The 15294-nt window shown below is 64.6% G+C and carries 11 protein-coding genes and 1 other RNA gene; 8 read left to right on the top strand and 4 right to left on the bottom strand.

The window, feature by feature from the left end; all coding sequences use genetic code 11:
* Window positions 1–136: 136 nt before the first annotated feature.
* Window positions 137–1342 carry a 2-C-methyl-D-erythritol 4-phosphate cytidylyltransferase gene (gene ispD, locus DVDV_RS10025; protein WP_075354532.1) on the bottom strand — a complete coding sequence of 402 codons (1206 nt, stop codon included), beginning with the start codon at window positions 1340–1342 and terminating at the stop codon, window positions 137–139.
* Between the two features lie 28 nt (window positions 1343–1370).
* An RNA gene (gene rnpB / locus DVDV_RS10020) (RNase P RNA component class A) lies at window positions 1371–1738 on the bottom strand.
* A gap of 129 nt (window positions 1739–1867) precedes the next feature.
* Between rnpB and DVDV_RS10015 the strand changes: the two genes are divergently transcribed.
* Window positions 1868–2269 (top strand): surface-adhesin E family protein, encoded by a 402-nt coding sequence (locus DVDV_RS10015; RefSeq protein WP_254845337.1) that lies wholly within the window; start codon window positions 1868–1870, stop codon window positions 2267–2269.
* Window positions 2270–2313: 44 nt separating this feature from the next.
* Here the strand turns inward: DVDV_RS10015 and DVDV_RS10010 are convergent, their stop codons facing one another.
* A complete protein-coding gene (locus DVDV_RS10010) occupies window positions 2314–6408 on the bottom strand; it encodes a two-component regulator propeller domain-containing protein (RefSeq protein ID WP_254845336.1) in 4095 nt (1364 codons plus the stop codon).
* A gap of 241 nt (window positions 6409–6649) precedes the next feature.
* Between DVDV_RS10010 and DVDV_RS10005 the strand changes: the two genes are divergently transcribed.
* Together DVDV_RS10005 and DVDV_RS10000 are read left to right on the top strand one after the other, a co-directional pair.
* Window positions 6650–7441 (top strand): DUF547 domain-containing protein, encoded by a 792-nt coding sequence (locus DVDV_RS10005; RefSeq protein ID WP_075354529.1) that lies wholly within the window; start codon window positions 6650–6652, stop codon window positions 7439–7441.
* Window positions 7442–7524: 83 nt separating this feature from the next.
* A complete protein-coding gene (locus DVDV_RS10000) occupies window positions 7525–9504 on the top strand; it encodes a glycosyltransferase (RefSeq protein ID WP_083634738.1) in 1980 nt (659 codons plus the stop codon).
* Here the strand turns inward: DVDV_RS10000 and DVDV_RS09995 are convergent.
* On the bottom strand, window positions 9486–10028 hold the full coding sequence (locus DVDV_RS09995; RefSeq protein WP_083634737.1) for a rhodanese-like domain-containing protein: 543 nt from the start codon (window positions 10026–10028) through the stop codon (window positions 9486–9488). The two genes, DVDV_RS10000 and DVDV_RS09995, sit on opposite strands and share 19 nt — an antisense overlap.
* 303 nt (window positions 10029–10331) lie before the next feature.
* Between DVDV_RS09995 and DVDV_RS09990 the strand changes: the two genes are divergently transcribed.
* The 5 genes from DVDV_RS09990 (at window position 10332) to DVDV_RS21850 (ending at window position 15294) form a co-directional block, all read left to right on the top strand.
* The gene (locus DVDV_RS09990; RefSeq protein WP_075354528.1) at window positions 10332–11111 is read left to right on the top strand and encodes a thioredoxin domain-containing protein; all 780 of its coding nucleotides are present in this window, start codon (window positions 10332–10334) and stop codon (window positions 11109–11111) included.
* A 90-nt stretch (window positions 11112–11201) separates the two neighbouring features.
* Complete coding sequence (locus tag DVDV_RS09985) at window positions 11202–12554, top strand: PAS domain-containing sensor histidine kinase (RefSeq protein ID WP_075354527.1); 1353 nt, start codon at window positions 11202–11204, stop codon at window positions 12552–12554.
* Window positions 12554–13282: a C40 family peptidase gene (locus DVDV_RS09980; protein WP_075354526.1), complete on the top strand. Its 729-nt coding sequence runs from the start codon at window positions 12554–12556 to the stop codon at window positions 13280–13282. The genes DVDV_RS09985 and DVDV_RS09980 overlap by 1 nt, the downstream gene beginning before the upstream one ends.
* Before the next feature lie 26 nt (window positions 13283–13308).
* The gene (locus DVDV_RS09975) at window positions 13309–14214 is read left to right on the top strand and encodes a nitroreductase family protein (RefSeq protein WP_075354525.1); all 906 of its coding nucleotides are present in this window, start codon (window positions 13309–13311) and stop codon (window positions 14212–14214) included.
* Window positions 14215–14316: 102 nt separating this feature from the next.
* Window positions 14317–15294, top strand: coding sequence for a L,D-transpeptidase family protein (locus DVDV_RS21850; RefSeq protein ID WP_175577091.1), 978 nt, complete (start codon window positions 14317–14319; stop codon window positions 15292–15294).

Raw genomic sequence — 15294 nt, 5'->3', positions numbered from 1 at the left:
ACCCCCTCTTTCCCCAAAAACTTGTAAAGGGGGGTGGGGTAAGAGAGCCAGGGGTGAAAAAAGCCCACCAGCCAAGGGGTCCGGGGGGATTATCCCCCCGGCGGGGTGCAGGGGCAGCGCCCCTGCATTCTTCGTATTATTGCTCCAGCCGCCAGCCGGTGACCAGGGCCACGGCCTTGATGCCTTTTTTCTCGCCGGTGAATCCCAGGCCCTCTTCGGTGGTGGCCTTGAGGTTGACGTGGGATTTGTCCAGGCCAAGCAGGGCCGCCACGTTGACCCGGATGGCTTCGGCGTGGGGGCTTATCTTGGGGATCTGGGCAATGATGGTCAGATCGACGTGGGTGATGGCCAGCCCCCGGCTTTTGGCCAGGATCAGGGCTTCGCTTAAAAACACGCCCGAGGCCATGTTGTCGAAATCGGGATTGCTGTCCGGAAAAAGCCGTCCGATGTCGCCGCCGCAAACGCAGCCCAGCACCGCGTCGACCAGGGCATGGAGCAGCACGTCGCCATCGGAATGGGCCAGGACGTCGGGCGCGCCGAGGATGGGAAAGCCGCCGAGTTTCATTTGCCTGGCCGGCTGTTTGCCGGGCCGGGCCGGGTCGGCGTAGCGGTGCACGTCATAGCCGTAGCCGGTGACGGGCAGGGGGCGGGCCGAGGCGGCTTCCAGCCGGAGCAGGTCTTCGGGATTGGTGATCTTCATATTGTGCGCCGCTCCGGGGACAGTGAAAACGGGCTGGCCCAGGTGTTCGACCAGACTGGCGTCGTCGGTGACGGTGAAGTCCTCGCCGGCATGGTCAAAGGCGGCCAGGAGCAGGGCTTTGTCAAATCCTTGTGGCGTCTGCACGGCGGCCAGGGTGTGGCGCGCCAAGGTGGCTGCCACGGTCCCTTGGGCCACGACTTTGACCGTGTCGGTGACGGGCAGGGTCGGAATGACGGCCTTGTGTCCGGCGGCCAGGGCGTCGGCCACGCGGCCAATCAGCCCGGCATCGACAAAGGGCCGGGCCGCGTCGTGAATGAGCACCTGATCGGCCTCACGGGGCAGGGCGGCTAGGCCGTTTCGCACCGAATCCTGGCGGCGCGTCCCGCCGGCAGCGGTCAGGACCGGGATGCCCGGGTGGGTGCGATCAAGGAGTCCGGCCAGTTCTGCGGCAGCCTGTACTAGGTCGTCCGGCGGAAAAACGACGACCAAGCCGGCGACGGTCGGGGATTTGGCGAACACGGCCAGGGATTGCCAGTACAACGGTCGACCGGCACAGGATAAAAACTGCTTTTTGACGCCGCCCGAGGCTTCGGCCAGACGGGTGCCGGAGCCGGCGGCGAGCAGCACGGTCCACAGGGACACAGGGCATCCTTTGGTTTACGTGGAAAAAAAGGGGAGTCGGCCGATAAGCCGGGTTTTGTTCCCCGGAAGTTCCGGGGCGGCCATCATTCCTCTAGGACCGCAGTTGCCTGCGGCCTCAAGCAACCTACCCGAGGGCACGGCCGGGCCAGCCTTAACGCCCTCCTATTTGGTCTTGCTTCGAACGGGGCATGCCGAGCTTGCCGTGTCGCCACGGCAACTGGTGGGCTCTTACCCCACCGTTTCACCCTTACCTGCGCTTGAGGGGCGCGGGCGGTTTGTTTTCTGTTGCGCTCTCCCGGGATCGCTCCCGCTGGACGTTATCCAGCGTCCTGCCCTGTGAAGCCCGGACTTTCCTCCCCGGGCCATACGGCCCGCGACGATAGCCTGTCCGACTCCCCAGCGACTTCATAAGGCCCTTTTGGCGGTCCGTCAAAGGGCTTGCCCGATAATTGGCATCTTGAGGACCGGCCGGGCCGATGGTAGGAAGGCCATACCTTCTCCTGCCCAACATCCTGGAGGCTTCTGATGCGCGCTTTTCTTGCCCTGCTCCTGCTGCTGGGCTCGGCCAGTCCGGCCCTGGCCACGGATTGGCGGTTTCTGGCCGCCCATGACGACCAGTCCGTGGCCCTCTACTATGACCGCCATTCGGTGCGTACTGCCGGCGAGGTGGTCAGGGTGCGGATCAAGCGGGTCTTTGATGAAGCCGAAGGGGTTGAAATCGCGGCCGAGCAGGGCTTTACCGAAGGCGTGGCCTATGCGGTGGAGCGGGTGGCCGTTGACTGCGCCGCACGGCGCATTTCCCGGCAGCAGGCGGCCTGGGTCGGGGTCGGCGGCAAGACCCTCGATCGCACGGTGGCTCCGTCGCCGGGCTGGCGGGCCATGCGCCCCGGCGGCCTGGGCGAGGCGCTTTGCCGCGAACTGGACTGACACCGCGTGGCCGGGTGCGGCCAAGAGATTGGCGCACGGGTGGATCAGCCCGGGTTTCGAAGCAGCCGGTTCATGGTGGCGATCAGGGCGGCGCGGCGGACGGGTTTGCTTAAGTAGGCCGAGCAGCCGGCATCCAGGCAGGCGGCTTCGTCCTCGGGAAAGGCCCGGGCCGTGATGCCGATGATGGGGACCGGGGACGTGCCGTTGCTGCGTTCATGGGCGCGGATGGCCCGGGTGGCGCTCAGGCCGTCCATGACCGGCATGACATGGTCCATGATCGCGATGTCGATGCCGCCTTTTTTGAGGCGTTCCAGGGCGTCCAGGCCGTTGTCCACTGCTTCCAGGACAACCGGCTCATTTTCCAGGAAAAGACTGACTACCTGCCGGTTGCCGATCGAATCGTCGGCCATAAGCACGCGCCATGGCTTGCCGAAGTTGTCTGCCAGTCCTGACTGGGCTGCGTTCTGGGCCGGGACGGCGGCCATAGGCGTCAGGCTGTCTGTGGCATAACCGAGCCGGACTGTGGCTGTGGCCACGGTTCCCTGTCCGAGCACACTTTGGATGGCCAGTTCACCCTGCATAAGTTCGATCAGCCGCTTGGCAATGGCCAGCCCCAAACCGGTGCCGCGCCGCTGGTCCACACCGGCCTGAAAAAAGTTCTCGCACACCCGTTCAAGGTCCTGGGGGGCGATGCCGATGCCCGTATCCCGGCAAACGACCCGCAACAGGAAGGTGTCTTCATTCAGGGAAACTGCGGAGGCCGTCAGCCGGATCTCGCCCTCATGGGTGAACTTGCAGGCATTGGCCAGCAGGTTGGCCACAATCTGGGTCAGCCGGATCGAGTCGCCCAGGCAGCTCTGGGGCAGAGCCGGATCGAGTTCGCAGTACAGAGGCAGGCCCTTCTCTTCGGCCTGGGGGGTAAAGACGGCGCAGGTCTGAAACAGGGCTTCGGGCAGGTTGAATGGTTCGGGCATCAGGGTCAGTTTCCCGGCCTCGAGCTTGGACAGGTCGAGAATGTCGTTGATAATGCGCATAAGGATCAGGCCCGAGTGCTGGAAAATGTCCACATAGCGCTTTTGGCGGGGGGTAAGCGATGTCCCGGCCAGCAGTTCGGCCATGCCCATGATGGCGTTCATGGGGGTGCGGATTTCGTGGCTCATGTTGGCCAGGAAGTCTGACTTGGCCCGGTTGCCCTGTTCGGCCCGCTCCCGGGCGGCCCTGAGTTCGACTTCCAGGGCCTTGCGGTCGGTGATGTCGGCGATGAGCATGAGCAGGCAACGCTTGTCAAAGGCGTCGATGATCACGCACGAACACAGACCGATGATGCGCCGGCCGTCGGCATGGCGAAAGGCCAGTTCCCGGTTGATGATGGATTCGGCCACCTGCAGTTCGAGCACGAGGTCGTCGCGGGCCTCGAAGCGTTCCCAGAACCCCAGTTCCAGAGAGGTGCGGCCCAGGGTCTGTTCGGCAGGGATGCCCGTCAATTGGGTGAATGCTTCGTTGACGCGTAGCATCCGGGCGGATTCTTCCTCGCTGATAGTGACGGCCAGGGGCGAAAACTGGAAAATGGCGGAAAAGCTCATGCGGCTGCGGTGCAGGGCTTCTTCGGCGGCTTTGCGCTCCTCTATCTCGTTTTCCAGATCAGCGGTGCGGCGGCGGATGGTTTCCTCAAGCTCGCGGCGGCGGCGTTCCATGGCGGCCACGCGCCAGCGGTGGCCCTGGTTGAGCAGCGCCACAGCGGCCAGGGCGATCAGGGAGCGGAACCACCATGTGCCCCAAAACGGCGGCGAAATTGTGATGGCCAGACTGACTCCTGGGTCGTTCCAAAGGCCGTCGTTGTTGGATGCCCGCACCCGCAGCCGATACATTCCGGGATCGAGATTGGTGTAGGTGGCGGTGTTGCCGGAAGAAGGCGGCGAAAAATCGGCGTCGAATCCTTCAAGCTTGTGGGTGAAGCGGTTGCGCGAGGGATCGGCAAAGTCCAGGGCGGCGAAGGTGAATTCCAGGTTGTTGTCTTTATGGAGCAGATCGAGTCGGCTGGCCACGGCCGGATTGCCGGCACCGTGGTAGGGCTTGTTGCGGACCGAGATTCCGGTGATGACCACGGGCGGGACATGGGGATTGGGCCGGATCCGGTCCGGGAAAAAGGCGGTCAGCCCGTTTGTGCCGCCAAAGAACATTTCGCCGGTCGGGCCCTGGGCAAAGGCGTTCATCCAGAATTCCAGGCCGGTGAGGCCGTCGCGGTCGGTGAAATTACGGATTTCCCCGGTGGCCGGCGTATAGCGGAAAAGTCCGCGAAAGGTGCTGCACCAGAGATTGCCGTCGCTGTCCCGCAAAATACCCTGGATGCCGTCGTTGCCAAGGCCGTCGTCAATGGTCAGGCGCGTAAACGTGCCGGTTAGCGGATCAAAATGGTTGAGTCCCGCGTCCGTGCCGATCCACAACTCTCCCGACGGATCGAGCAGGATGGGGGTGACGCGGTTGTTGGACAGCGATTGCTCTGATCCGGGGATGTGCTCCCAGTGGGTAAAGGTCTGGGTCTTGACGTCGAAACGGTTAAGCCCGGCGTTGGTGCCGATCCACAGGATGCCGCCCGGGGCCGGGGTGATGTGGCGCACGCGGTTGTGGCTTAAGCTGCCTGGATCGTCGGGGTTGTGGCGATAGGTTTTGGCCTTGCCCGTTTCCGGGTCAAAGCGCACCAGCCCCCCGGAACTGGTGCCGAGCCACAGCACGCCGTCCGCGTCCTCGGCAATCCACCAGATTTTGTTTTGGCTGATGCTGTCCGGATCGTCGGGATCATGCCGGAAATGCACAAACTTGCCGCTTTCGGGAACATAGCGGTCCAGGCCCTTGTCCGTGGCTCCGATCCACAGCCGGCCTTTGCGGTCGAAATAGAGGCAGTTGATGCCGTCATCGGCGAGGCTGTCGGGGTTGGATGGATCGGCACGAAAGACAGTGACCTGGCCGGTGCGGCGGTTGACGTGGTTAAGGCCACTATAGCGGGTGCCGACCCACAGACTGTCGGCAGTTTCCAGGGCGACCGCGCTGACGGCGTTGCCGGACAGGGCGCCGGGCTGCCCCGGGCCGCTGCGATAGGGCACAAAAGCCTGGTAGGCGGGATTGTACTTGCCCACGCCGCCGGAATAGGTGCCAAACCACAGCAAGCCCCCGGCGTCCTCCACCACGCTCATGATCTCGTCCTGGGGCAGGCTTTCCGGGTCAAGCGGGTTGTTGACGGCCATGACCGCCTCGTAGCCTCCGGGACGGTCGGCGGCCGGGCGCATCCGGGCCAGCCCCCGGTTGGTGCCGATAGACAGCTCGCCCCTGGAATCACGGAAGGCAAACCAGGTGGCGTATCCGGGCAGGTAATGGTCCACATGGCCGGTCGCGAGGTCGAAGCGATAGGCCCCGTGGATTTCGGTCAGCACCCACAAGGTGTTCGGGCCGTCGCAGTCCAGACCGTTTATGCGGACATCGGCCGGCAGGTTGCCCAGGGAGCCGGGGAGCAGGGGCATGGCTGGCGCCAGGGCGTCGGCAACGGCATAGACGCCGCGGCTGGTGGCCGCGAAAACGCCGCCTTGCGCCCGGGGGCGGACGGCCATGATCCGGCTCCGGTCCGGCTGGCCGTTGGCATTGGACAAAACCACGGCAGTGGCGGTGTCGGCGATCGGGTTCAACCGAGCCAGGCCGCTTTCACCCCCCACCCACAGCTGCCCGCTGGCATCGCGGGCAATGGCCCGGATTTCCTTGTCCTCGTCGCCGCCTGGATAGGGATTGGCCACAGGGAAGGGGTGAAACGTGTCGGAAGCGCGGTCGTAGGCAGCCATGCCGCCGTTTTTCGTACCGACAAGCAGTGTCCCGGTTTCGGGATCAACGTAGAGGGTGCGGATGCTGTTGTCCGGCAGCGAGGCGGGGTTGCCGGGCTGGTTGCGATAGACCGTCACCCGGGTTCCGTCATACCGGTTGAGGCCGTCATAGGTGCCAATCCAGAGAAATCCCTGCTTGTCCTGGGCCATGCACACGACATAGGATTGCGACAGGCCCTGCTCCAGGGAGAGGCGCTGGAAACGCGGGGATGGTTCACAATATGAAGGAAAGGGCAGGGAAAGACTGAAAAGGGCGACGAGAAGTCCACGCAAGAAAGTGATGCGAAAATGCGTTGTGAGCCAGCCGGTGTAGGAATGCCTGGGCTTTATCATAGCATGATGGTCGATTTTTTTGTGTTGGCAAGCGGCTCAAAAACACCGACTGTTCTCGACTGAGTATGTGATAATCTGGAAAGGAATTCAATTGGTTTTCTGCAGCCCCGCATTGAAGTTTCGGTAGTGCGGCTTTGATGGCCCGTGTTCGGGCACACACCCCCGGCCCGGGGAGGGATGTATGCGCCAGTGGTTGGAATTGTCGATTTTGCTGCTGCTTGCCGTATTTTCCGGCGAGGCTTGCGGCCAGCCGTCGTATCAGGATGCCTACGGCGCACTGTTGGCCGCCCATGTCCGAAACGGCGTCGTGGACTATTCCGGCTTGAAAGAACAGGAAAAACAGGTCCAGGTTGCTTTGGACAGTATGGCTGCCATTGATCCGGTCGGTTTGCATGAGGCTGATAGGAAGGCATATTATATTAATGCTTATAATATATGGACGATACAACTCATCCTCGAACATTGGCCTGGTATCCGTTCTATAAAAGAAGCCGACAGCTTCATTCGTTCTCCCTGGAAACGAAAATTTGTACGCCTCCATGGCGGTGTCGTCAGTCTTGATGACATTGAACACGGTATTTTACGCCGCAATTTTCCAGATCCCCGGGTGCATTTTGCCCTGAATTGCGCTTCACGCAGCTGTCCGCCGCTGGCTGCACAACCGTACAGGGGCGTGGACCTCGATGTGCAGCTTGAGGCACAGACTGCGGCGTTTATAAATAATCCGGCCAATACTTTTGTCCGGCAAGCCAGACTCCACGTCAGCCGGATTTTTGACTGGTACAGCGAGGATTTCGGCGGCACCGACGGTGTCTTTGCCTTTCTCCGCCGCTATGCCGGGCCGCAGCTGGCCGCGAGCCTGGATACCGTTACCGACCGGCGTCTTGTCTTTACCGACTATGACTGGTCCCTTAACGACCGGCCCCTGCCAACCCGGACTCCTGAAACCGGGGACGCGGCGGTGCAGCCGTGATCGAGGCCTCACCCGGGTCGGGCTCTTTCCCCCGATCTGTATCCAACCCTGGTCTGCGAGGTGCAATCGCACCGAACACGGTGATGGATTTCTGGCGGTTCGCGGTCCTTACGGCCGTCTTGGCAGGGCTGGCCCTGTGCGGTCGGTACGAGGCCGGCCGGCTGGTTTTTTGCGTTTTTTTTCTGGCCTCGTTTGCCGCCCTGGCCTGGAGCGTGCGGCGTTTTCCGGCCGACCGGACCAGGCGGGGGACCACGGCGGGCATCCTGGCCCTGGCCGTGTTCGTCAGACTGCTTTTTGGCTGGGCCTGGTCGGCCGATTCCGACGTCAACCGCTACATCGTCGAAGGTGACATGCAATCCGCCGGCGCCAACCCCTACCGGCTCGCCCCTGGGGATGCGGCTGTGCCGTCCCTGCTCTCCGAGGCCGGCCAAAAGCGCCTTGCCCGGGTCAACCATCCCGAGCTTTCGGCGGCTTACCCGCCTCTGGCCGAACTGGTCTGCCGGTTTACGGCCGCTCTCTCGCCCACGCCGGCCGCTTTCAAGGCCCTGGCCCTGCTGGCCGATCTGGCCGCCTGCCTGGTCCTGGCCCGGGTTTTGGCCGCCCGTCGCCTGCCGCCGGCCTGGCTGGCTTTTTTTGCGTTAAGTCCCCTGACCCTGGCCATGGGGGCGGGCGAGGGCCATCTCGATGCCCTGGTGGCCCTGGCTGTGGTTTTGGCCCTGGCCGCTTTTGACGGCCGCCGCGACGGCTGGGGCTTTTTCTGGCTGGGTGCAGCCGGTATGGTCAAATATCCGGCCCTGGTGCTCATCGCGTTTTTTCTGCGGCCAGGGAACTTGTCCAAGTCGCTGTGGTGCCTCCTGCCCCTGGCCTGCTTCTGGCCCTACCGCGAGGCTGGCTGGGGCGTATTTCGTTCCCTGGCCGTTTTCGCCGGTTTTGTGTCCCATGGCGGGCCGGTGGCGGCCCTTTTCCAGCCGGTCCTGGGCGGGGCGGCCCCGGCCGTGTCCCTGGCTGTTGGCGCGGCTGTCCTGGCTGTGGGCTGGCTGGCTGTGGCAGACCCCCTTCGGGGCGGGCTTTGGGCCATGCTCACGGTGCTTGCCTGTCTGCCGACGGTCTATCCCTGGTATTTCCTGGTTGTCGTGCCGTTTTGGGTGCTGCGTCCCGGCTGGCCGGTGTTGTGGCTGCTGGCCGCCCAGGGTTTGGTCACCGCGCCGGCTTGGTTGCGCGGGTCCGGCCTTGGCGGGGAAGGGGCGGCCCTGGCCGCCGCCTGGCTGCCGTTTCTGTGGCTGTTGGCCTGGAGGCTTCGCCGGCCGGCCTTTGTTGCCCGGCGAACCGCCTTCGGGCCTGTACGCACGCTTTCGGTTATTGTGCCGACCCGAAACGAACAGGCCGTCATTGGCCGCTGCCTCGGGTCCCTGAGGCAGACAGGGGTTGCCGATGTGGTGGTGGCCGACGGCGGCTCAGGCGACCGGACCGTGGCCCTGGCCAGCCTGTACGGCGCCCGGGTGGTTGTGTCGGGCGGCGGCCGGGGCGGGCAGATTGCGACGGCCCTTCGCGACTGCCGGACTGATGCCGTGCTGGTGCTTCATGCCGACGCCGTCCTTGACCCGGATGTGCCGGCCCGCATCGTCCGGGCGCTCAATAGTTGGCCCGAGGTGGCCGGCGGCGTGGTCGGGATGCGGTTTGACGCCTCGGGCCGGGGACTGACCCTGCTCACCGGGCTCAATGCGCTGCGCGCTTTGGCTACCGGCATCGGCTTTGGCGACCAGGGACAGTTTTTTCGGCGCGAGGCTTTGTCTGCCGCCGGCGGATTTCCGGATATGGCGCTCATGGAAGATGTGGAGCTCTCCCTGCGGCTTCGCAGCATCGGGGAGACGATCAGTCTTGGGGGCGGCATCGTGGTGTCCGGGCGGCGCTGGGCCGGCCCGGGTTTTGGCGGCAAGGCCGCCGGGGTGGTGCGGCTCTTTCTGGCCTATCTGGCCGCCCGGCGTCTGGGGCTGGCCGATCCAACCGGCCGGCGGTATTACAGGCGCTACTATGGCCGGCCGTCTCACCACACGGCAGAGTAGCCCAGGGGGGCCAGATCCCAGGTACGGCCGTAGACATGCACCTGCTTGGTTGGCGCGCCTTTGGCGTCGACCAGGGTGCCCCCGGCATGGAGCCAGCCAAGCAGTCCGGCGGCCAGATTGGCCACGGGGATGCCTTGCCGGCTGAGTTTCTGGGCAAGCAGCCCGCTGCGATAGCCGATGGTGCAGTAGGCCACCACGGTCTTGCCGGCAAAACGGCCGGGATCATTGGTAAACTGTTCCACGGTGAGGGCTCCCGGCAGCGTGGATACGGCGCGTTCCGCGTCGCTGCGGGCGTCGATAAAGACGGCCTTGCCCTGGTGCTGCAGGGACAGCGCCGCACCAGGGGAAATTTCCGGCGCATCCGGGAAATCCTGCTTGTAGCCGGCATACAGCTCATTGACCCGGATCAGGCGGGCGGCGTCGTCGGCAGGCGGCCGCTGGCAGGCGGTGGCGAGCAGGCAAAAAAACAGGACCAGCAGGCCGGAAAGGCCGCATCGGCTGGGCAGAGTCGGGCATCGCGGCATGGTCGGGTCCTACTGGGGAGGCTTGGAGATTTGTTCGGGCTTCTCCGGTTTGCACGCTTCAGTTTCCGGCCGCCTCCGGCGACAGGCATCGGGCAGTCAGGTGCCGCCCGGGCCTTGGCGCGATCCGGTCAGACAAAAGGCCAGCAGTCCGATAACCAGGGCGGCCATGACCAGCAGGTATTCCATGGGGCAAGACTACCATCCATGGCCGGTTTCGTCGATGGCCGGTTGATGACAGCCCGGGGGAAAGGGTTTATGAAGCGGCCATATCAAAACGCCGTTGTGGCGGGTATCGGAGGAAGCATGGGCAAATGGAGTTGGCTTGTCGCGGCAGCGCTGGTCTGCACGATGGCGCAGCCGGCCAAGGCTGAAGATGATGTTGAGCGGGTTCGCAAGGTGTTGCGGGACCATCCTGAAATAGTGCTTGAGGCGATCCGGCAGCAGGGCCCGGCCGTGCTGGAAGTGATCGAAACCACTGCCCGGGCACGCCAGAAGGAACTTGAACGGGTTCGTTTCGCCCAATCCCTGGCCAAACCGTTGACCCCGGTCCTGGAAGCCGGCCGGGCCTCGCTTGGACCGCAAAACGCCCCTGTAACCATTGTGGAGTATTCCGATTTCCTGTGCCATTTTTGCGGACAGGCTTCGGGTACGGTCAAGACCTTGATCGAGAACCACCCGGAAGACACCCGATTGGTCTTTAAGCATTTTGCCACCGGCAAAAACAGCATCCGGGCCGCGTTGTATTTCGAAGCCATAAACCTACAGGACCCCAAAAAGGCCTGGGCGTTCATGGACGGGGTCTTTGCCCGGCAAAAAGACGTGTCGGAAAAGGGCGACGAAGTCCTCGACGCCATTGCCAAGGAAGTCGGGGCTGATGCCAAAAAGCTGGCCGAGGACCTGAAGCGCAAGGATCTGGCCGACCGGGTGGCGGCGGATACCAAGGAAGCCCGGGATTTCGGGTTCGAGGGAACGCCGGTTTTCCTGGTGAACGGAGCACCGGTCAGAGGTGCCGTCCCTATTGAAATTCTTGAGGAATTCGTCGGGGTTGCGGCCAAGGCCGGCAAAGCGGCCAACACCCCGTAGCCAATAAACCTTATGCATCGGCCCGGGGCTTGTCTTCGGGCCGATGCGGGCCTAACAAGGGACGATATCCGTGCAGGCCGGGACCGCGCCATGCCAAGCGTCAGACAGATACTCGTCCAAAACGTCATCAAGACCATTCCCGTAGGGCTGCTCGTCATCGGCCCGCGAGGCACCATCATTGCCGCCAGCCCGTCGGCTGTGCAACTGCTCGGCCTTCCCCCGGAAGCCCTGGACGGGTGCGATTGGCGCACGCTCCTGCAGGCCGGGCCGGTCAACGAATCGTTTAATCGCAATTTGATCGAAGCCGTGGAACGGGATCGGCCTTTCCGCCACTGTCTGGCTGATTACCAGCGCCCGGACGGCGAGATGCGGCGGTTTTCCATGACCGCCTGCTGCCCGCGCATCGATGACAGGCCGGTCGGGGTGACCCTTCTTTTCGACGACGTCACGGCCCTGTACCGGAGCCGGGAACGCGAGACGGCCGCGCTTCGCGAGAAAAACCGTCTCCAGCACGACATGATCGAGAGCCTCAACAACCTTGCCCTGTCCGTGGCCCACCAGATTCGCAATCCGGCAGCGGCCATCGGCGGCTTTGCCTTAAAGCTGTTGCGCGAACACAAGGAACGGCATCTTTCCACGGATCACCCGGATATTATTTTTCAGGAGGCCCGGCGGCTGGAAGATCTCGTCGGCGCTGTGGTGCGCCTGGCTTCCCTGGCCCAGCCGCGCTTTACCGCCGTGCACCTTGGCCGGATGGTCGAGGAAGCGGTGGCTCGGGCAACGGAAACGGCGGCCGGGCTGCACAAGCGGGTGGACTGCCGGCTGTCCCTTGAAGACGTGGAAATCGTGGCTGACGAATCCCTGCTTGGACAGGCCTTTGATGAAATACTGCTCAATGCGGTGGAGTTTGCCGGACGGGAAGCCGTGACCCTCGCCGTTGGCCTCTCCCGGCGCGACGACGCCTGCCAGCTCACCATTGCCGACAACGGACCCGGCGTGCGAAGCGAGTTGCGGGCCTTTGTTTTCGACCCCTTTTTCACCACCAAGGCCCGGGGGGCGGGCATCGGTCTCAGTCTGGCCCGCAAGGCCGTGCTCGAACACAACGGCGAGATCGATCTGCGCGGGAACGAAGACGGCGGCACGACAGTGGCCGTTCGTCTTTTCGACACCCCTGAGGCCGGCCTTGGCCGCGAAGCCTTTTACGGGCCCATGGGGCTCGATGTGCGGGAACTCAAGACCAAGGCCCGCGAATTGGGCCTGGACGTCTCGGGCCTGACCACCATCGACGCCGTGCGGGCCATCCAGAAACGCGAGGGCTTTTCCCCGTGTTTCGCCTGGGGCGTCCACGACCGTTGCGGTCAGGAACTGTGCGCTTTTCGACGCGAATGCGTCAAAACCGTGCGCATCGACGACGGTCGGCGCATCGTCTACGGCGGGGTCTGATGCGCGCCCGGCCCGTTTTTGCCTGCCGGGTGCGCCGGTGCGCCGTTGCCGGGCTTATGGCCTGTGCCCTGACCGTCCTGGCCGCCGGGCCGGGACAAGCCCGGACCGTGTACGGCTATGAGGACAGTCTGGGGATGCTCCACACCAGCCCCACCAAGATCAACGAGCACTACAAGCCCCTTTTTGAGGGCAAGGCCGAACACGAGGCCCTTATGCGGGCCCTTCGGGAACAAGACGCCCTGGGTGGCCCGCCCCTGGCCCGGGCCATGCCCGTGGACCTGGGACCGCTGTCCGAAGCCGGCGAGCGGATCATGCGCATGGCCGCGCCGTATATGGGCGCTCCGTATCGTCTGGGCGGCGACACGGCAGCCGGCATTGACTGCTCCGGCCTGACCCGGGCCGTCTATGCCGGCTTCGGCTGCAATCTGCCCCGCCAAAGCCGGTTGCAGGCCGGCCTTGGCGCGCCGGTGTCCGCCGCCGAGCTGGCTCCCGGGGATCTGCTTTTTTTCGCCACCAATCGGGAGGTGGGCATCAGCCATGTCGGCATCTATCTGGGCAGCGGCCGGATGCTTCACTCAAGCCCCAGGCGCGGGGGCGTTGGCGTGGACCGTTTGTCCGGCACGGATTATGAGCGCTGGTTCGTTGCGGCGCGGCGTCTGGGCCGGGCCGGCGGAGAGGGGGCCAGCGGGGTGGCCGGGGCGTCGGGCCGAAGCATCGGTAAAAAGTAGCGAGACGGGAAAGGGGAGTACGGGGTATGCGGGAGGGGGTGCCTGGCATCGACGCGAGCATCTGCGTCGGTTGCGGCGAGTGTGTTTCAGTGTGTCCGTCAGGAGTTTTGGCCCTGTCAAACGGGCTGGCCCGGGTGGTTGCCGCGCGCTGCATCGGTTGCGGGCATTGCCAGGCCGTGTGCCCGGCCGGGGCGGTTTCCCTGGCCGATGCCGATCCCTGGGCCGGGGCCTATGCCGTGATCGAACCGACGGGCGAGGTGATCGCCCCGGGAGCATTCCCGGCCGGGCAACTTGTCGATCTGCTCCGGTCGCGGCGTTCCTGCCGGCGCTTTACGGACCGGGCCGTGCCCGGACCGGTCCTTGAGGATCTGGTACGGGCGGCGGTGACCGCACCGTCCGGCACCAATTCCCAGGCCTGGACCTTTACGGTGCTGACGTCGCGGGCGGCGGTGCTGGAACTTGGGCAGGCCGTGGCCGGTTTTTTCGCACGGCTCAACAAGCTTGCCGCCAATGCGCTTTTTCGCCGGGTCTACAGCCTGATCGGCCGCCCGGAACTGGAGCAGTATTACCGCGAGTATTATGCCTCGGTGGCCGCCGCTCTGGTTGATTGGGAACGTGATCGCACGGACCGCCTCTTTCACGGGGCCACGGCCGTCGTGATCATCGGTGCGCAGCCCGGGGCGAGCTGCCCGGCCGAAGACGCCCTGCTGGCGGCCGGAAACATGCTGCTTGCCGCCCACTGCCTGGGGCTGGGAAGCTGTTTGATCGGCTACGCCGTGGAGGCCATGCGCCATGACCGGCGGGTCAAGACAGCGGCGGGTGTGCCGCGCGGGGAATCGGTGTATGCCGTGGTCGCCTTGGGCTGGCCGGATGTGGCCTATGCCCGGCAAACCGGGCGCCGGCGGCCGCTGGTGCGTTACAAGACAGCCTGAGTGCGGCCTGCCCAACGTGGGGGTTGGCGTATCGGGACGCACTTTGGTATGGCAAAGCCTGATCGGAAAAGGTTGGCAAGGTGCCTCGGAGGGATGGGAGCAATGCGGGGATGGGTTTTATCGGTACTGGTGCTGGGAGTGCTTTTTGCCGCGTCCGGCAACGCGGCGGCTCAGCGGACGGAAGCGGTGCGCCTGCAGGGGCTTATGCTGCGGCGGGAGCCGGATGGCGCAGCGCCCATGATCCGGGCCCTTCGGGCCGGCGAGGCCGTGACCGTGACCGGACGCCAGGGAGAGTATGTGGCCGTGACCCTGGCTGACGGGGTGTCCGGCTATGTCCACGGCGGTTTTCTGACCGGTTTTGACGACATCGCGCCCATGCCGGCCTATGCCGCGCGCATTGATCCCGGCGTGGTGCGGCCGGGAAGCGCTCCGGCCAAGGCTGTTGCCGCCAAACCCCCCGCGTTGCCTGCTGCCGCCCCCCGGGAAGCCCCGGGCAAACTCGCACCGCCCCCGGCCCTGTCGGCCTATGTGCCGGTTGCCGACGGCGGCGGACTGGACCGTTTCCTGGCCACCCTGGCCCCGACAGGCGGGGCCGGCACGTCCGTGGCCCCGGAAGACGCAGCGGCGTACAATGCCCGCAAAAACCGCTATGCCATCGAAGTCCACATGTCGCAGCGCAAGCTCTATCTCTACGAGAATCTCCCTGATGGCTCGCGGCAGCTGGTGCGTCTGTATGTCGTGGCCGTGCCGGGGCGGGACATGGAAGCACCCCAGGGCTGGGGCGTGGTGACGGGGATCAATTTCGAGCCATCCTGGCGGCCGACCCCGGCCATGAAGGAGCGGGCGCTTAAAAAGGGCAAACCGCTGCCGGAATATGTGGGACCGGGCGTCAAGGACAACCCCATGGGACCGTTTAAGATCATCCTGTCCCATGGCTACGGATTCCGTATTCACGGCAACAATAATCCCAATTCCATCGGCCGGCCCGTCACCAGCGGCTGCATCCGGATGCGCAACGACGAAGGCAAGGACATGGCCAAAATGATTGACGTCGGTACGGAAGTGGTCTTTCTGGACTGA

The sequence above is a fragment of the Desulfovibrio sp. DV genome, from assembly GCF_001936595.1.
GTDB lineage: Bacteria > Desulfobacterota > Desulfovibrionia > Desulfovibrionales > Desulfovibrionaceae > Solidesulfovibrio.
This window is presented reverse-complemented; position numbering and strand designations above follow the sequence as displayed.